This is a genomic window from Desulfitobacterium hafniense DCB-2 (assembly GCF_000021925.1).
In the GTDB taxonomy this organism is placed as follows: domain Bacteria; phylum Bacillota; class Desulfitobacteriia; order Desulfitobacteriales; family Desulfitobacteriaceae; genus Desulfitobacterium; species Desulfitobacterium hafniense.
In genome coordinates, this window is sequence record NC_011830.1 from 248,897 (window position 1) to 267,500 (window position 18,604).

9 protein-coding genes and 1 rRNA gene (1 of these 10 only partly in view) are annotated in these 18,604 nt (G+C 47.9%); 8 read left to right on the forward strand and 2 right to left on the reverse strand.

Annotated elements, in window-relative coordinates; genetic code table 11:
- The first annotated feature begins 1 nt into the window (after window position 1).
- The 6 genes from DHAF_RS01220 to DHAF_RS01245 all read left to right on the forward strand — a co-directional run bounded on the left by DHAF_RS01220 (window position 2) and on the right by DHAF_RS01245 (window position 10,095).
- A complete protein-coding gene (locus DHAF_RS01220; RefSeq protein ID WP_011458989.1) occupies window positions 2-2,620 on the forward strand; it encodes a U32 family peptidase in 2,619 nt (872 codons plus the stop codon).
- A gap of 37 nt (window positions 2,621-2,657) precedes the next feature.
- Complete coding sequence (locus DHAF_RS01225) at window positions 2,658-5,027, forward strand: endonuclease MutS2 (RefSeq protein ID WP_011458990.1); 2,370 nt, start codon at window positions 2,658-2,660, stop codon at window positions 5,025-5,027.
- Window positions 5,028-5,103: 76 nt separating this feature from the next.
- Complete coding sequence (gene tatA, locus DHAF_RS01230) at window positions 5,104-5,349, forward strand: twin-arginine translocase TatA/TatE family subunit (protein WP_005808234.1); 246 nt, start codon at window positions 5,104-5,106, stop codon at window positions 5,347-5,349.
- A 451-nt stretch (window positions 5,350-5,800) separates the two neighbouring features.
- Window positions 5,801-7,372, forward strand: a complete 1,572-nt coding sequence (locus DHAF_RS01235; protein WP_011458992.1) for an FAD-dependent oxidoreductase — start codon at window positions 5,801-5,803, stop codon at window positions 7,370-7,372.
- A gap of 236 nt (window positions 7,373-7,608) precedes the next feature.
- Entirely contained in the window at window positions 7,609-9,600 is a 1,992-nt protein-coding gene (locus DHAF_RS01240; protein ID WP_015942638.1) for a sigma-54 interaction domain-containing protein, read from the forward strand.
- Between the two features lie 108 nt (window positions 9,601-9,708).
- Complete coding sequence (locus DHAF_RS01245; RefSeq protein ID WP_005808240.1) at window positions 9,709-10,095, forward strand: hypothetical protein; 387 nt, start codon at window positions 9,709-9,711, stop codon at window positions 10,093-10,095.
- A 129-nt stretch (window positions 10,096-10,224) separates the two neighbouring features.
- Here the strand turns inward: DHAF_RS01245 and DHAF_RS01250 are convergent, their stop codons facing one another.
- The gene (locus tag DHAF_RS01250; protein WP_005808242.1) at window positions 10,225-12,867 is read right to left on the reverse strand and encodes a transglycosylase domain-containing protein; all 2,643 of its coding nucleotides are present in this window, start codon (window positions 12,865-12,867) and stop codon (window positions 10,225-10,227) included.
- A gap of 310 nt (window positions 12,868-13,177) precedes the next feature.
- Entirely contained in the window at window positions 13,178-14,968 is a 1,791-nt protein-coding gene (locus DHAF_RS01255; protein WP_015942639.1) for an IS1634 family transposase, read from the reverse strand.
- A 321-nt stretch (window positions 14,969-15,289) separates the two neighbouring features.
- Between DHAF_RS01255 and tyrS the strand changes: the two genes are divergently transcribed.
- Both tyrS and DHAF_RS01265 read left to right on the forward strand, forming a co-directional pair.
- The gene (gene tyrS, locus DHAF_RS01260; protein ID WP_015942640.1) at window positions 15,290-16,552 is read left to right on the forward strand and encodes a tyrosine--tRNA ligase; all 1,263 of its coding nucleotides are present in this window, start codon (window positions 15,290-15,292) and stop codon (window positions 16,550-16,552) included.
- 545 nt (window positions 16,553-17,097) lie between these two features.
- A 16S ribosomal RNA gene (locus DHAF_RS01265) occupies window positions 17,098-18,604 on the forward strand (it continues 59 nt past the right edge of the window).

The window sequence follows — 18,604 nt, forward strand, 5'->3', positions numbered from 1 at the left end:
AATGTCACACATTAAGGATGCGGAGTTATCTTCTATGGAGCTCTTAGCTCCGGCGGGGAGTTATGAGTCTTTTAAAGCTGCTGTAGAGAATGGGGCCGATGCGGTGTATCTGGGGGGAAAGAGCTTTAATGCCCGGGCCAGTGCCGCTAATTTTGGCCTGGATGAGTTGCGGCAGGTGGTGCAGTATGCCCATGAGCGGGAGACGAAGGTTTATGTGACGGTGAATATTTTGATTGCCGATCAGGAGTTTCCTGAGCTTTACGATTATATTTACAGCTTATACGAGATTGGGGTGGATGCCCTGATCCTTCAGGATATTGGCGTAGGGTCAATGATCCGGAGCGTTTTGCCGGAGATGGAGCGCCATGCCAGTACCCAGATGACCATCAATACAACCTGGGGTGTTCGTCATGTAGAAAGACTGGGCTTTCAACGAGTGGTCCTGGCCCGGGAAGTGTCGGTTGAGCAGATGAAAACCATTTCTGCCAAAACAGCTCTGGAGATAGAGGTGTTTGTCCATGGGGCCTTGTGTATTTGCTACTCGGGGCAATGCTTGATGTCCAGTTATATCGGGGGCCGAAGCGGCAACCGGGGAAGATGCGCTCAACCTTGCCGGCTGACCTACCAACTGATGAATGAAGAGAGAAAAGATCTGCTGGCTGAGGCTAACCTAGGCAATCACCTCCTAAGTCCGCGGGATTTGAACTTTGTGGAGGAGATTCATACTTTAAAAGAGTGTGGGGTCTACTCCTTGAAAGTGGAAGGACGGATGAAAAGGCCGGAGTATGTGGCTACGGTCACTCGTATTTATCGTCGTGCTCTGGATCACGTGCTTTCCCAAGAAAATGGCGTAAACGCTGGGTCAGCGGTGACAGGGGAAGAAAAGACCGAACTTTTACAGATTTTTAACCGGGATTTTTCTCGGGCTTATTTCCATAGTCACCCTGGAGCGGAGTTGATGAGCTATGCCCGCCCCAACAATAGAGGGATTCGTCTGGGCAGGATTGTTCAGAATAGGGGCAATCAGCTGGAGATTAAACTGGAGGCGTATCTCAGACCCGGTGATGGAATTGAGGTCTGGACAAGCCGGGGCCGGGAAGGGATCACGGTCCAGAAGGTTTGGCAAGGCAAGAGGGAGAGCGAGGAAGGGAAGCCGGGAGATATCGTTCAGATCGAGTTTGCGGGCAAATCCCACCCCGGAGATCGGGTATTTAAAACTCATGATGAGCAATTGATGGAAAAAGCCCGCCAGAGTTTCCAGGAGGGTAAGGAGCGGCGCAAGCGCCCTTTGAAAATGCGCCTATCCGGCTCCATCGGAGAGCTTATGGCCTTAGAGGCTTGGGATCAGGACAAACATGTCCGGGTAGATTCAGCTACCCCGGCTCAGCAGGCTATGAAGCGCCCCTTAACTCAGGAGTACGCCTTCCAACAGCTAAATCGTCTGGGTACAACACCTTTTTGGTTGGAAGAGTTGGACCTGGAGGTGGAGGAAGGACTTATGCTTCCGGTCAGTGAACTCAATGAGATGAGAAGGCTTGTAGTTGAAGGCTTGCTCCATAAGTCTTTCCAGCAAGAAAAAGTTACCAGAGGGGAATATAAGCAGCGCCTGAAGGAATGGCAAAATCGCCTTAAGCTTGAGCAAGAGGAGCAGGTTCAGCAAGCTCAGCAACATAAAGAGCCGCTGCCCGGAAGTCATAGCAAAGCTGCTTCTTTAGCAGCAAGGCGCTTGACTGTTGCCGTCAGCGATCTGGAGGGAGTAAAGGCGGCTTTAAAGGCTGGGGCAAGGCGAATTGCTCTGGGTGGGGAGCGTTGGCGTTCCCGCAAGGGGATGAGTTGGGAGGACATCCGGGCCGGTGTAAGGCTTTGCAAAGAACAGGGAGCAAACTGCCTTTTGCGCCTGCCGCGGATTTTAAACGAAGAGCAAAGTGCTTGGTGGTATGAGGCTTTGCTTAAGGTAAAGGCCTGGGAGGATCGTCCCTGGATCATGGTCGCGAACTTGGGAGAGCTGGAAATGGTGAAGGATATCGATCCGGACTGGCCTTTTGAGGTGGATTACCCTGTCAACATCTTTAATGAGGCCGCGGTGGCCCATCTATTCCGTTTAGGGGCCCAAGGGGTGACCCTGTCTACAGAGCTTGAACATAGCCAGATTGAGCCTCTGGCCCGTTGGCCCAAGACAGAAGTCTTTGCCTTTGGGGAGCTGGAGATGATGGTCAGTGAGTATTGCCCTGTAGGTGCCACATTGGGAGGCAAAAAAGGAACAAAATGTACGGCGCCCTGTGTGAAGGAACCCCATTATTTGAGAGATCGGCTCAACTATGACTTCCCCATCGAAACAGATTTGGATTGTCGGATGCATCTTTATAATGTGAAGCGCTTGAATCTTTACAAGGAATTGGGGAGCATTGCCAAAATGGGTGTTCAACGGATTCGTTTGCAGCTGGATCGGGCCAATCCTGTCCAGATTCGCGATACGGTACGAGTCTTTCTTGAAGGTTGGGAGAGGGCACTTGCAGGGGAGCGCATCTCAGAGGAGCAGGCCGAAAAGGTCAATGGATACTTGGCAGAGCGTTTCCCGGAAGGGTTTACCAAAGGACATTATTTTAGAGGAGTGCTTTAAGTCAGGCATTGTTAAAGAAGGAGGAATACCGTAGAATATGGTACTCAATGAACGGGTGATCAGGAAACTCGATTTTGATAAAATCTTAGAACGTCTTGCCAATCAGTGCATTATGCCGCGGGCCCGGGAATTGGCAGAGCAATTGGAACCCCACTCACATTTGGATTTGGTGCGGGAGGCTTTGGAGGAAACCGGTGAGGGCAAGGATATACTAAGGATTAATCCGCTTTTTTCGGTGCGGGGAGCCCGGGAAATCCGGCCTTTAGTGGAGCGGTGCTTAAAGGGAGGGACCTTAACGACCGATGAGCTGCTGCAGATTCGGGACACTTTAAAAGCAGCCCGCATCGTAAAGCAAGGCCTGCAAGAAGGCAAGGCGGAGGTTCCTCATCTTAAGGGGATCATGGAACAGGTTATTCTGCCCAAGGGTATTGAGGAGGAGATTACCCGCTGTATTACGGAGGATGGTCAGGTAGCGGATCAAGCGTCCTCTGTTTTAGCGGATTTGCGTCGGAGCATCTCCCGCCTGCAGACCAGAATCAGGGAAACCTTAGATGGCATCATTCGCAACCCCGCCTACCAAAAGATTCTTCAGGATCCTATTGTTACTCAGCGCTCGGAACGCTATGTGGTCCCGGTCAAACAGGAATACCGCCAATCATTTCAAGGTATCGTCCATGATCAATCGGCCAGTGGAGCGACCCTTTATATTGAGCCCATGGCTGTGGTCAACTTGGGAAATGAGCTGCGGGAAGTGGTCCTTAAGGAACAAAGGGAGGTTCAGCGAATCCTTTTACTCCTCTCAGCCCGTGTGGAAGGGGAGGCAGAGGCCATAGCCGATGCTCACGAGGCCCTGGCTCGGGTGGATTTCATCCTGGCTAAAGCACGGCTCAGTGAAGAGATGAATGCAGGAGCGCCGATTCTTACCGAAAAGCAGGAGATAAGCCTTGTCCAGGCGCGGCACCCTCTTCTTACAGGAAAGGTGGTGCCCTTAACCATCCAATTGGGGACTCGCTTCGATACGGTGGTGGTCACTGGCCCCAATACCGGCGGGAAAACGGTGGCTTTGAAAACCATTGGACTTTTGGCGGCTATGGCTCAGTGCGGTTTGCATATCCCTGCCGAGTCGGACTCCCGGGTAGGGGTCTTTACTCAGATCTTTGCTGATATCGGGGATGAGCAGAGTGTGGAACAGTCCTTAAGTACCTTTAGCGGTCATATGAAAAACATTGTGGAGATTGTGGAAAAAGCCGATTGGCGTTCCCTGATCCTCCTTGATGAAGTGGGAGCGGGCACTGACCCTACGGAAGGTTCAGCTCTGGCTATGGCGATCATTGCTGAGCTTCATGAACGGGGAGCGAGAATTGTGGCTACCACCCATTATGGAGCGTTAAAGAATTTTGCCTACAATACGACCCGGGTAGAAAATGCTTCTGTAGAATTTGATTCGGAGACCTTAAGACCTACCTATCGCCTGCTGATCGGTATTCCCGGCAAAAGCAATGCCTTTTATATCGCCGGACGGCTGGGACTGCCGGAAGGGGTCTTGGATCGGGCGCGAACCTTTGTTACGGAGCGGGAAATGCAGGTGGCCGATTTAATCGAAAACCTTGAGGATACTCAACGGGAGATTGATTTGGAAAAACGCCGGGCCCGTGAGGAACGGCAGGCCATTGAGAAGGAAAGTCTCGGACTGAAGGAGAAATCTCAAAAGCTGGAGGATGACTATCAGGAACTTATGGCCAAGGCTAGGGATCAGGCCACAGAGATTGTCCGGGAGGCAAGGAGAGAAGCGGAGAGGCTTATTGATGAGTTGAAGCTTGCTCTTAAAGAGGAGCGAAAAGATCAACAAGCTATTGAAAAAACCCGCCAGGGGATTCGTAAATTGTCCAATAAAGTGGGAGATCAGGATACCCCGCTGAGAACTCCTCATGGAGTGGAGCCTCAAGAGATTAAACTGGGGCAGATGGTATATATGACTAAGCTCCGGCAAAAAGGGCAGGTCCTTAAGCTGCCCAATGATTCTGGAGAGGTTTTTGTCCAGGCAGGAGTGATTAAGTTGAATGTTCCTCTGAGTGAAATTCGGCTGATCCAGGAAGAGAAAGCGGCCAAACCCACTCGATCCGTAGGCGGACAGGGGAAAGTCGGGATGAAAAAAGCCGAAACCATCCGTACGGAAATCGATCTACGGGGGATGATGGTGGAAGAGGCCGGCTATGAATTGGATAAATATCTGGATGACGCCGTACTGACGGGAGTCGGCCAGGTCTATGTCATTCATGGCAAAGGGACAGGGGCTTTAAGACAGGGGATTCATGAATTCCTGCGCGGTCATCACCATGTCAAATCTTTCCGCTTAGGACAGCATGGGGAAGGGGATCTTGGCGTAACTGTCGTGGAATTAAAATAATAGAACTTTTTCTGGATTTTTCATGCCGGATATGTATATAATGCATGTATATGAAAATTTGACTTGAGGTGACGATATGGTAACATTTGCTATGATTACTCCTACTGTTGCAGTTATTGCCTTGGTTATTGCTCTGATTCTTTTTGGACCTGGGAAGCTCCCTGAACTGGGCAAGGGCTTAGGCAAAGGTATCAAAGAGTTTAAAGATGCCACAGATCTCTCTGACGATGATGGCAAGAAAAAGAAAAAGGAAATTGCCGAAAGTAAAAAAGAAGAGCCGGCTGAGAGCAAGAAAGAAGAGCCAGTTGAAAGCAAGGAATAGAGCAAGAAGAGAAGAAGAACCGGGAAGACCGGTTCTTCTTTTTTACCCAAATGTTGCACCGGTGCACCATTTGAATGACAAATGACAAGCATTAATTCTTAATACAACAAGTAACTGTTCCCAAAATACTCATAGATCGGCTTGTGTAATTTTTTCACAAGCTGATCATGAGTCAGACATTCACATAAAGCTCCCCAAAGCTTTGTTTAAGTACTATTTTGAACAAGTTGTATTAAAAAGAGAGTTGGCATGGTTTTTGCATTATAAAAAGTTGCTCAGTCTTGCTCTTCCGAGTTTAGAAATTTCGACAAAACATCAAGAGGGGAGGGAAATCGGGAATAAACCGATAAGGCCTGAAAAGACAATGGCAATGATACCAAAGGAGCGCAAAAGGAAAACAAGTTAATGACCACGATTAAGTAATCCTATTAAATTTTAGGAGGGAATCGGAATGACCATTAACAGAAGAGATTTTATTAAACGAGCCGCTGCAGGTGCCGCTGTTGTGGCTGGATCCAGTTTTTTAGTGGGCTGCAATAATACCGAGGCGGTTGCCCCAGCGTCAGCTCCCGAAGCATGGGATCAGGAAACGGATGTCGTCGTCGTCGGTGGCGGTAATGGTGGGTTAAGTGCAGCCGCGGCTGCCGTAGAAGAAGGCAAAAAGGTCATCCTCTGCGAAATCAGTGCCTTTCTCGGCGGTGGCTCCGCATATTCGGGCGGTACCATCCATTCCTGGGGTCTAGATACATGGGAAAAATACAAAGAGCATACTGAAGATCTGCATGATCCTGTACTTGCGAAAAAGTATGTAGAAACCTTTAGACAAGTATACCTTCCTTGGCTGGAGAAGAATGGTATCCCTCTTAAAAAGCATCCGGGCGGCAAGGGGTTCAATAATGACTACGGCTTAGGCTCCGGTGAAGCGGGATATCTTAGGCATAAAGCCTATTTTGATGCTTTAGCGAACTTTGTCACAGGTAAGGGCGGTACAATCATGACCCAGACACGGGTTTTGCGCCTTGTCATTGATGAAGCCGGTATGGTTTGCGGTGTTCAAGCCATTAAGAAGGGTGAATCCAAGGCCATCTTCATTAAGGCTGGTTCCGTTATTTTAGCTACGGGTGGGTTCCAATCCAATAAAGGATTGATGGCTAAGTATATTGGACCTAATGGGGATGTGGCCCGAAACATGGGGACTCCTTATAATACGGGCAGCGGAATGCTGATGGCCCAAGGGGTTGGAGCTATGACTCAGGGAAGCTTTTCGACCTTCTCCGGGACTTTTTCCGGTATTGTTCCAGGACCGGCGGTGGAAGATGAGCCGGAGCTCTATGAGGAAAAGCGCGCCGGTGATCCACAAAGCCTGCCGGGCATCGGCGGCGGGCGTCCTGCCGTTCCCATGTGGGTCAACTTTCTTTTCCCTGATGAGACCACAGGTATTCTGGTCAATCTTCAAGGTAAACGTTTTGCAGATGAGACATCTCCCATCGAAGCCAAATACGCCAGACTCCCTCAAGAAGTGTTAAAGCAAAAAAGAGCGATGGCCTTTATGATTGGGGACAAGGCCATCTATGACAAGGCGGCGGGGTCGGAAGCGATTCTTAAGATGTATATGGATCAGGGGGGTAAGGTTGTAGAAGCTGCAACTCTTGAGGAGTTGGCTGCAAAGTGCCAGGAAATCCATGGTATGCATAAGGGGGCCTTTTTGAAAACAGTCAACGAATACAATAAGGCCATTGATAGCGGTACTACGGACAGTCTTGAAGTTCCCAGGGTGCTCAATCATAATAAGATCGCCCAAGGTCCTTTCTATGCTGTACCTGTAACCGCGAATATCTACCATACCTTCGGTGGGGTTGCCATCAACGAAAATGCTCAGGTTCTTGATGTCCAGAGAACCCCGATTCCCAATCTCTATGCCTGCCCGCCCTGCGCAGGTATTTTCAGAGAAGTTTATACAGGCGGAATTGCCTCAGCCGGTACTTTTGGTTATATTGCCGGAAAACATATCGCTGGGAAATAAGACTTAATTATAGATTCAATAGAGAAGACAGGGGGATACCCCATGTTGTGTGGCTTGAAGACATGGGGTCTACCCTTGCGGCAAACGATATTTCTATGGTTTTCTTAATGCCCAGATAGTATAATCAAAAAAGAATAGCATTTTTAAAAGGGATCCGAGCCGCCTTAATAGTTGTGAAAGTTGGCTCAAGAATATATGCGCTTGCTTCACCGTACATGTTGAATGGAGGGAGTCCCATGCATGTTCATGAACTTTTGCAAAGGATAAGCCAAGGAACAGAAAAAGCCTATCTGGAGAAATGCAGAGATCAGCGGGAGCTTTTTATGGAGGGCAAACCCGTGGATCCAGGCATTGTTCCCAAAGTGGTTTATAATTCATGGGTACGGAGTCAGCGGTACGGAGTGGATCCCTTTGAAAAACCTTGCCATCACCCAATAGATAAGTCCAAAAGCAAAGAGCTTAGCCGTTTTATAGAGTGTTTGGAGCGCTACAACTTTTTTATTAAACAGGCTCTCGAACTGATCGATTATCAGGGGTTTACCTTTACCTTTTCAGCAAAAGAGAGCTTAACCAAACATATCTATGATGATCTAGGAAGTCCCTTTGCTAATCTTATCGGAGAATGCTCGGAGAGAACTGTGGGGACAAATGCTACTGCCATAGCTTTAGCTGAGAATGTTCCTGTTGCCTTAGTTAGTTCCTTAAGCTATCAATACTGGCCTGCTGAAAACGGGGTGAATACAGCTGCTCCCATACACAATCACCAAGGTGAAGTTATGGGAGGGATCCATATTGGTTTAAAGGATATAAAAAGGACTCAGGATGCGTTTTGGTTAGTCACTTATCTTGCCCAAGTCTTTGACCGCCTTTACTTGCCGATGACCCAGAAGCATGAAAAGAAGATCAAGGATATTATTGATTTGCTTCCTCAAGGCGTAGCTTATATTAATAATAAGAAATCCATACACTATAATGAAAAATTTCAAACTTTGGTGAATCTAAGCAAAGGGAAGAATTCTTTAAAAAAGGTTAGTGAGTTTTTTTCTCAGGAGGACTGGACTTCTATATTTGCTTGCCAGGAGATTAAAGCAGATGGCAAGACCTTGATTATAAACAGCAACAGCTTAGATTATGAGGACTTCGAAACAAGCAAGATATTTATCGTAGAAGAAAAACAGTCATTGACCCAACGGCTTCAGGAGAATTCTCAGGGTTCTAAGACCACGGTTGGCTTATATAGCTTTGATGATATCGTAGGCAATAATGCTGAATTAAATGAAGCAAAGTCCATCGGGTTGAATGTGGCAGGCACCTCCGTTCCGGTCTTGATCTTCGGGGAAAATGGAACAGGGAAAGAAATGTTCGCCCAGGCCATTCATGCAGCCAGTCCACGTCGGGAGAAGCCTTTTATTGCCATTAATTGCGGGGCTATTCCTGCGGAGCTGGTGGAAAGCGAGCTTTTTGGCTATGAGGAAGGTTCCTTTACGGGAGCTTTGAAAGGGGGGAAGATAGGCAAGATCGAAGCCGCCTCTGGAGGAACCCTGTTCCTGGATGAAATAGAAAGTATGCCTGTCCAGGATCAAATTAAACTTCTGCGGGTTATCTCCACAGGAAAAGTTCAAAAGGTGGGGAGTACCAAAGAGATTCCTGTGGATATCCGCTTAATCTCGGCTACGAAGAAGGACCTTCTGGAAGAGTCGGATAAGGGGTTATTTAGGGAAGATCTCTATTTCCGCATTAGTACCTTTATCATTGAATTACCGGCTTTGAGACAACGCAGGGAAGATATTTTGCTCTTAACGAAAGAATTCATCAGCAAATTCTCTCGTAAATATGGTCTGGAGCAAACGGTTGAGATGGCTCAAGAGTTTGTGGAAGCTCTGGAGAATTACTCCTGGCGGGGAAATGTTCGTGAGTTGGAGCACTCAATTGAGCGAGCTATTATTTTGATGGGAGCCGGTTTGACTCTGAAGGTTGATTATTTGTCTAAGAGAATCCAAGAATCTTATCAAAACTATCAAGTCAAAGGCTTGGTAGAGGATGTTTTGGCTAAAGGTCTGAAGAAACAAGAACAAGGGCTCTTATACACGGCTGAGGCTATGATTATCGATCATGTGCTCAAATCCGTCGGTGGTAATGTCACTGCAGCAGCAGAAAAATTAGGAGTAACCCGAAAGACAATTTATAATAAGCTGCAGGAGCATCCTGATTTAAGAGTGGTTAAATAATTGTGGGCATCGCCACCCGCCTGGAAAAAGTTTTTGGATTATTCGAAGAACGTACTTGTTCGTGCAAGTTGTTAATGATATTATACTACCTAGGGGGGGTGAGTAGAAATGAGTAAAAAAGGTCGGTTCCTATTGATGTTTGCGCTGTTTTTAAGCCTTTCCGTTGGACTGTTCTTAAGTTCGGCAGCGAACACGAACGCTTATCCTGACTTGAGTCCGGATGGGAAAACCTGTACTCCATGCCACGAAGAAGGTACTCACGGTGGTGAAGAGACACCGGCTGAGACCCCAGGAGAGACTCCGGGAGAAACACCTGCAGAAACCCCGGGTGAAACACCTGCTGAACAACCAGCAGAAACACCTGCGGAGAAACCTGCAGAGACTCCTGCCGAACAACCAGCAGAAACCCATGAGCCTATGAGCCCATGGATTGTTGTTGGTGGAGTCATCGTTATTCTGGCGGTAATCTACTTCTTGGCGATTAAGAAGAAGTAATTTTGTCAGAAGCCAGGGATGGGCGTTATTAAACATAAGTTGCTTTGAGTTCCAAACAAATAACAATGAGAAAAGCCCATAAAAAAGTCCGTGTGAAAACCAAATTTCACACGGACTTTTTTATGGGCTTTAGTCTGTAATGGTTAAGACAGCCACTGGGGAAGGGTTACCGGTTGCTCCGGTTTCAGGGCTTTGTAAGCATGCCCAGAAACTATAGTTACCCGGTGAGATAGGTTCTCCCTCTATGCTTAATGGAATATGAATCTGATTCGATCCTCCAGGCTGGGCATCGGGGGAGAAAGGCTGAACAAAATCATGGTCAGGGAATTTTACATAAACGATAAGGTGGAGCCCTTCGCTTCCTTCGGGGTAGGCGACAGGGATGGTCACCGAGCTCTGGGCTGCATCATAAGCCACAGCTCCCAGGGTCGGGATCGGGATACTGGGATCCCCTGCCGGCGGGGAAGTCGTCTCATTGGGAGGTGGCGTTTCGTTATACTCTTTTTCGGGCATTTTGTAAGGCTGTTCGTCGCTTGGCCAAGGAGTCTCGGAATCACGACCGGTGATGTTCAGGAATACTTTTTTCTCTTTATTAACGGTACCTGTGCCTGCGAGATATTCTGGGTGATCTTTATCAATTTCTTTTTCTACCCAAACATCACTGACACGGGTGGGGAAATCACCTTGAGCGGCAATTTCTCTGCGGATAAAATCCTTGGGAGTCAGACTGCTGGGTATTAATCCGGATTTAGTATCGAAGTCACCGCCGACAATGCCGGAAGGCTGCTGGAATTCTGTCTGTACGGTCAAGCCTTCATGAGCTGCGGTCATAACATTCTTCCAGATTTGGGCAGGGTACTGGCCGCCGTAAACTTTGTGAAGATAGTGAGTTAAGGTTTCATCATCTTTGTCATAGCCCATCCAGACCACACCTACATATTCGGGCGTATAGCCTGCGAACCAGGCATCCGGATTCCCGGTGCGGTAACCGTAAATATCCGGATCCAGAGAGGTAGTGCCTGTCTTACCGGCAACAGCCCAATTGCCAATCTGAGCCCGAGTTCCTGTTCCGCCGGTGACGACGCTGCGCAGCATGCTGTTCATAAGGTAAGCGGTGGTTTCCTTCATGGTCCGTTCCTTGGTAACTTGCGGAACGAGGACTTCTTTGCCGTTGGCATCCTGAACTTTTTCTATCGCATGAGGGGCTACTCGAACTCCGTTATTGGCAAACACGCCATAGGCGGAAGCCATATCTAAGGTGGACATCTGATTGGTTCCTAGAGCTAAGCTCAGTACTTTATCGCCTTCTTCTAGGGGAAGTCCGAGACTGTTTTTGGCAAAGTTCCAACTGTATTCAATACCTACCAGGTTCATGAGTTTGACCGCGTAGACGTTGACAGAGTTCTGCACAGCAAAACGCATGGTGATGAGACCGCGCCAGCCCGCATATTCGGTATCGTAGTTGACGGGAGCCCATACTTGACCATTGCCGGCATTATATTTAACGGGCATATCATCCAGGACTGTGCCTGGGAAAAAGCCGCCTTTTTCAAGAGCTGGGGCATAAACAACCAGAGGCTTAACGGTTGAACCGGGTTGGCGGCTGGCTCGAGTGGCTCGATTGAATCCCCGGGCTGTGTTGTGATCCCGGCCGCCTACTAAAGCTCGAATAGCACCTGTCTTGGGATCGAGAACGGTCATAGCACCTTGAACAAGGGTTTCATCCACACTTTGTGGGAAGTTGGCGGCATTGGCAAATTCCTTCTCTGCTGCTGCCTGAATCTTTGTATCCACCGTGGTATAGATTCTCAAGCCGCCGTTGAAGATTTGGTCTTCTGTAAGGCCGTGCTCATTGATGAGCTCTTCGATCACATGATCAACGAAATAAGGATATTGATAATTGGTGCCGGCGACTACCGGCTTTTCAGATTCGGCTCGGTTGGCTTTGACATTTTCCACATGCTCAAAAGGTGCATCTTTATATTGGTCATACTCATCGGCTGTGATGAGGCCTGAGTCTTTCATTACACCCAGGACGATGGTCCGGCGTTTTTTAGCTTCTTCAGGATGATAATAAGGGTTATAGCCGCTGGGAGCCTGGGGTAATCCGGCAAGAAGGGCGATTTCGTCAGGATTTAGGGCCTTAAGATCTTTGCCGAAATAGGTCTTGGCGGCAGCTTGAATACCGAAAGAGGATTCACCAAAAAAGATACGGTTAAGATAGAAGGTGAGGATTTCATCTTTGGTGTACTCCCGTTCTAATTGGATCGCCAGAGCTGCTTGTTGGAGCTTGCGAACCAGGGTTTTTTCCCGGGGGTTCTCAATGAAAGCATTGTTGGCCAGCTGCATGGTGATGGTGCTGGCACCTTCTTTCCAGGACTGACTTTTTAAGTCAGCAATAAAGGAACCCACAATACGGATGGGATCCACACCAAAATGATCGTTAAACCGTTTGTCTTCCACAGCTACAAAGGTATCCTTCACAAGCTGAGGAATCTCTGATGAATCCACCATCTGGCGATTCTCCGCGGCATGGAGCTCAGCAATTTGATTCCCGTCCATATCATAAACAAAGGATGTTTGTTTTTGGTTGGTCAAGGTATCGGGATGCCAATCCGGAGTTCCAGCGACAACGTACAGAACATAAATCAATAAGGCTATACAAGCCAATGTGAATACGGAGCCAAAACTCACTAAAAAGACCCGCAACTTCGAAACACGTTTCTTCTTTCGAGGCCTTTTCGATGGGGTTCTTTTTGGGGGAGATGCCATATCTTGTCCCTCCTGAATTAAATAATTTGGTTATTCTTTCGTGTTACTTGGGTAACGAACATGATGAAAGTACACTGTTTAAAGTGTACTTTGTCACAGCAGAATTATAACATATTTTCGCTATTAACAAAATCTCTATATTATGGGGCAAATGCAGAGGCCAATTCCAAGGCCTTAAATTATGAACAAAAGGCGGAACGAAATGATGTGAGACACAGTCCTGACTTTCACAGTTAAAAAAGATGATAAGCCCGTAGTCACTGAAACTATGGGCTTTTTCACGTTCAGAGCGCATATGAATTTTGTTATGCTACAGGGATATCTTCTTCAGGAACTTGTTGAACACCTCTTGCCTTGAATAAATAGTGTAGAAATCCGTACCGAACACATCCTGTATTACCTTGTAGTCTAGAGCAACCTCATCTTTATCCGAAAATGCCAACGTGTCCACTAGCTCGCCTTTTTTATTTCGCACCTTTTCAAATGCGATCGCACCGCCGACATCATCGAGGTGGATGATGCCGCCCTTCAAAACCTGACATGTCGCGGCACCCAACGCTCTTGCAATCCGTTCAGCTGACAGTGCCTTTCTTCCCATACGATGCTGAAGGATTCGGATGATGAGTAGTGCAACGAAGCAGATCAGGAAATGGGCACGGATATGCTCATTCTTGCTCACGAAGACGGGTCTGGCATAAAGATCCGTTTTCATGATCCTAAACGACTGCTCTATCCGCCAAAGGCCACCGTACACCTGGCGCATTTTCCGCTCATCATAGTCAAGTTCACTGGTGATGATACAAAAATAGCCGTCATACATCGCATCCTTCTCTGCCTTTTCCAAATCCACGCTACGTAACTTTTTCGTGTTTTCCAGAATCTCGCCACTCTCCAAGTCAACGAGAGTTTCTTTTGTGTATTCATCGACTCCTTTTTTGATGCTATAAGCATTGTTCTTGACGGAGCACGCCGCCTTTTCAAGCTTTTCCTCCCGCTTGCGTCTAGCCCTGTCGGCTTCTGGCTTGCTCCAATAGAGAAGCACTTTCCTTGTCCGTAGTTCTTTTTTCCCGTCTTTGTCCTTTCCCTCGTAGTCTTCGTTAAACAGCTTGTATCGGTATGTACCACCCTCGTTCGATATCCACCCACTTTCATCAAACAGCTTTTCATGATAGCGCTGCCCTTTTTTCCCTTTGACTATCTGAGAGAAGACGAAGCCATCACTATTGTTCACAATCGCGTCGATATTCTTCGAAGAATTGAGTCCCTTGTCGGCGACCACCACCAGCCTGCCCAGCTCATAGGATGCCTTGACCTCCTTCATCGTCGGCTGAAGTGTGAGGGAATCGCTGGTATTGCCAGGGAAAATCGACATATTGACCGGAAGTCCGTTCAAATCCATGAAAAGGCCCATCGCGGCGATCGGGTCGGTGCGGTGCTCCTTCGACACACCCTTCTTGCGCAGGTCATCCCCACCATCGGGGAAGTCGATCTCGAAGAAATAGTTGGTCACATCATAGAATGCGTAGGAAAGATCGCGACCGATCTTCCCCTTGACTTGCTCATTTAAATGCCGCTGCAGCTCTATCTCAAAATCGGCAAAGTGGTCAAGTGACCTGTAAACATCCGGCAATGTGAAGTTCATACGCATCCCATAAAAGCTGTCCTTCATCTGACAGGAGGCGCGCTTCGAATCCGGGCGGAGGATTCTTGCGAGCACCAGAAATTTGAAAATGTCGTTGAGTGAATACTCCCCCCGGAACCTATGCGATGTTTCATAGCTCTTGATGAACGAATCGATTTCGAGCAGGTTATAGACAGCTTCAAGGAATTTATATCCGTAGTTCTGTCGCCGGTTTTCCTCGCTATACATCAGCGCATTGGATGCAACTTCAATGCGTAAGGGAACCTCTTGCTTGAAGTTCGCATTGAACTCCTCTACCATCGCCATGAAGGCCTCGGGATCGTCTTGGTCTTCGAGATAACCAAAACTTCGGATGGTACGTTGTTTGGTGGGCATCCCCGGCCCAGGGCGATACCCTTCCACAACACGTACATGCGTCTTCAAAACGCCGCTTCGCATTTTAGAATCTTTTCTTATCACAAAGCATCACCTCATGTATATTGTCGCATATCTATCGTACAACATCAATATAAATGTATAAAAAATGCGGAAATCCGCATTTTTCTAAGATAATATTCCACTCGTTCTGAATCTTATGTTATGTTATCTGTAAAAGTCAGGTTATAACATATTTTCGCTATTAACAAAATCTCTATATTATGGGGCAAATGCAGAGGCCAATTCCAAGGCCTTAAATTATGAACAAAAGGCGGAACGAAATGATGTGAGACACAGTCTTTACAAGTTGATATGAAGGTCATAAAACAGTATAATAATAAGAATTAGGGGGGAATAAAAGTCATGAATATTCTCGATGATTTAAAAGCCAGAGGTTTAGTCTATCAAACAACGGACGAAGAAGCATTGTATAAGCGTCTTGAATCACCGATGACCTTATATTGTGGTTTTGATCCGACTGCGGACAGTTTACATATTGGACACCTGCTGCCCGTCTTAATGCTCAGACGCTTTCAACTTGCGGGACATTGCCCCATTGCACTGGTGGGCGGGGGTACCGGCTTAATTGGCGATCCCAGCGGCAAAACCAGCGAACGGACGCTTAATCCTACGGAAGTGGTTCAGGAATGGGCTAATCGTATTAAAGAGCAACTGAGTTGCTTCCTTGATTTTGAGGGAGTTGGGAATCCGGCTATTATGGCCAATAATTATGAATGGCTGGGAACTATTAATGTAATTGAGTTTCTGAGGGATATTGGGAAGAACTTTTCTTTGGGAAGCATGCTTGCTAAAGAATCCGTGGAGTCAAGAATGAGCCGGGGGATCTCTTTTACGGAATTTAGCTATCAGATTCTGCAGTCCTATGATTTTCTCAAGCTCAATGAACTTTATGGCTGTGAGATGCAAATTGGTGGCAGTGACCAGTGGGGGAATATCACCTCCGGGACGGATTTGATTCGCCGCATGTCTGTGGGAGAAGATCGTCAGGTTCACGGCTTGACGGTACCCTTGGTCACTAAAAGCGATGGAACCAAGTTCGGCAAGACAGAAGGCGGAGCGGTCTGGTTGGATCCGGACAAGACCTCACCCTATAAGTTCTATCAATTCTGGATTAATACCGATGATCGGGATGTGGTGAAGTACCTTAACTTCTTCACCTTCCTTTCCATTGAAGAAATTCAGGGGTTAGCTCAGGAAGTGGAGAGTCAACCAGAAAAACGGAATGCCCAGAGGATGCTGGCCAAGGAAGTCACCGAGCTGGTTCATGGAGTTGAAGCCCGTGAGCGGGCGGAGAAGATTTCCCAGGCTTTGTTCACCGGCGGGATAGCCAATCTGACTGCTAAAGAAGTGGAAGAAGGCTTCAGTGACGTACCTTCAGCAGATGTGGAGGATCAGGAAATGCTGCTCGTGGATGCCCTGATCAAGGTAGGTGCCGTATCCTCCAGAAGACAAGCCCGGGAGTCTATGGAGAGCGGCGCGGTATATGTAAATGGCATTCGGCAGACTGATACAACACTTACGGTAGCGCAGCTGGACAAGATCGAAAGTCGGTTTATCGTCATTCGGCGGGGGAAAAAGAATTACTACTTAGTGAAGCTGGTTTAGGTCAAAGACATTTTAGATAATTAACGGCAGCATAGATTTATAATGCTGCCGTTTTCGACTTAAGGTGGCATTGAGCATAGATTAAAGATATCTATCTTGAATAAAAGATAGTATTTATGGAGACATTAACAAGTGCCCATGGGCGTATTTATTGGCAGCGAAAGGGCCCTTATAAAAATTAGAAAAATAGTGTTGACATTATGAGTGACGCGATGGTATTATGACTAAGCGCCGTGAGACAAGTCGCGACGCCAAATTCTCAAAAAATAGATTCTAAAAAAAGATGTTGACTTTTCCAAGTGACTTTGCTAGAATCTATAAATGTCGCCACTGGGGCTGAATTGCAAAAACCGTCTCTAAAGCCCTCAGAGCTTAAGTGATTAAAAATTAACTGTTGACTTTGAGAAGCTGAGATGGTAAGATGTAATTCCGTCACAAATGAGTGACAAAACAAAAATGGTCTTTGAAAACTAAACAACAAGGAACAGCCAATGACTCGTCAAATGAGAGTGAGAAATTTGAGCAATCAAATGTTCTTCATAAATTTTATGGAGAGTTTGATCCTGGCTCAGGACGAACGCTGGCGGCGTGCCTAACACATGCAAGTCGAACGGAGAGCTCAATAAGCTTGCTTAGAGAGTTCTTAGTGGCGGACGGGTGAGTAACGCGTGGATAACCTACCTAGTAGACCGGGACAACCCTTGGAAACGAGGGCTAATACCGGATAAGCTTAATCGGTGGCATCACTGATTAAGGAAAGATGGCCTCTGAAGATGCTATCGTTAGTAGATGGATCCGCGTCTGATTAGCTAGTTGGTGGGGTAAAGGCCTACCAAGGCGACGATCAGTAGCCGGCCTGAGAGGGTGAACGGCCACACTGGGACTGAGACACGGCCCAGACTCCTACGGGAGGCAGCAGTGGGGAATCTTCCGCAATGGACGAAAGTCTGACGGAGCAACGCCGCGTGTACGACGAAGGCCTTCGGGTTGTAAAGTACTGTCTTCAGGGACGAACGGTAAGTATGTAAAGAATGTACTTACATGACGGTACCTGAGGAGGAAGCCCCGGCTAACTACGTGCCAGCAGCCGCGGTAATACGTAGGGGGCAAGCGTTGTCCGGAATCATTGGGCGTAAAGGGCGCGTAGGCGGATACTTAAGTCTGGTGTGAAAACCTAGGGCTCAACCCTGGGACTGCATCGGAAACTGGGTATCTTGAGGACAGGAGAGGAAAGTGGAATTCCACGTGTAGCGGTGAAATGCGTAGATATGTGGAGGAACACCAGTGGCGAAGGCGACTTTCTGGACTGTAACTGACGCTGAGGCGCGAAAGCGTGGGGAGCAAACAGGATTAGATACCCTGGTAGTCCACGCCGTAAACGATGAGTGCTAGGTGTAGAGGGTATCGACCCCTTCTGTGCCGCAGTTAACACACTAAGCACTCCGCCTGGGGAGTACGGCCGCAAGGTTGAAACTCAAAGGAATTGACGGGGGCCCGCACAAGCGGTGGAGCATGTGGTTTAATTCGACGCAACGCGAAGAACCTTACCAAGGCTTGACATCCATAGAATCTTTGGGAAACCAGAGAGTGCCCTTCGGGGAGCTATGAGACAGGTGGTGCATGGTTGTCGTCAGCTCGTGTCGTGAGATGTTGGGTTAAGTCCCGCAACGAGCGCAACCCCTATGTTTAGTTGCTAACGCGTAATGGTGAGCACTCTAGACAGACTGCCGGTGACAAACCGGAGGAAGGTGGGGATGACGTCAAATCATCATGCCCCTTATGTCTTGGGCTACACACGTGCTACAATGGCCAGTACAGACGGAAGCGAAGCCGTGAGGTGAAGCCAATCCGAGAAAGCTGGTCTCAGTTCGGATTGTTCTCTGCAACTCGAGAACATGAAGTCGGAATCGCTAGTAATCGCAGGTCAGCATACTGCGGTGAATACGTTCCCGGGCCTTGTACACACCGCCCGTCACACCACGAAAGTCTGCAACACCCGAAGCCGGTGAGGTAACCCGAAAGGGAGCTAGCCGTCGAAGGTGGGGCCGATGA

What these genes read in the sequence shown, in the direction of transcription:
- DHAF_RS01240 (WP_015942638.1), top strand. Translation starts at nt 7,609, where the DNA reads ATGCATGTTCATGAACTTTTGCAAAGGATAAGCCAAGGAACAGAAAAA.
- tatA (WP_005808234.1), top strand. Translation starts at nt 5,104, where the DNA reads ATGGTAACATTTGCTATGATTACTCCTACTGTTGCAGTTATTGCCTTG.
- DHAF_RS01220 (WP_011458989.1), top strand. Translation starts at nt 2, where the DNA reads ATGTCACACATTAAGGATGCGGAGTTATCTTCTATGGAGCTCTTAGCT.
- tyrS (WP_015942640.1), top strand. Translation starts at nt 15,290, where the DNA reads ATGAATATTCTCGATGATTTAAAAGCCAGAGGTTTAGTCTATCAAACA.
- DHAF_RS01245 (WP_005808240.1), top strand. Translation starts at nt 9,709, where the DNA reads ATGAGTAAAAAAGGTCGGTTCCTATTGATGTTTGCGCTGTTTTTAAGC.
- DHAF_RS01250 (WP_005808242.1), bottom strand. Translation starts at nt 12,867, where the DNA reads ATGGCATCTCCCCCAAAAAGAACCCCATCGAAAAGGCCTCGAAAGAAG.
- DHAF_RS01225 (WP_011458990.1), top strand. Translation starts at nt 2,658, where the DNA reads ATGGTACTCAATGAACGGGTGATCAGGAAACTCGATTTTGATAAAATC.
- DHAF_RS01235 (WP_011458992.1), top strand. Translation starts at nt 5,801, where the DNA reads ATGACCATTAACAGAAGAGATTTTATTAAACGAGCCGCTGCAGGTGCC.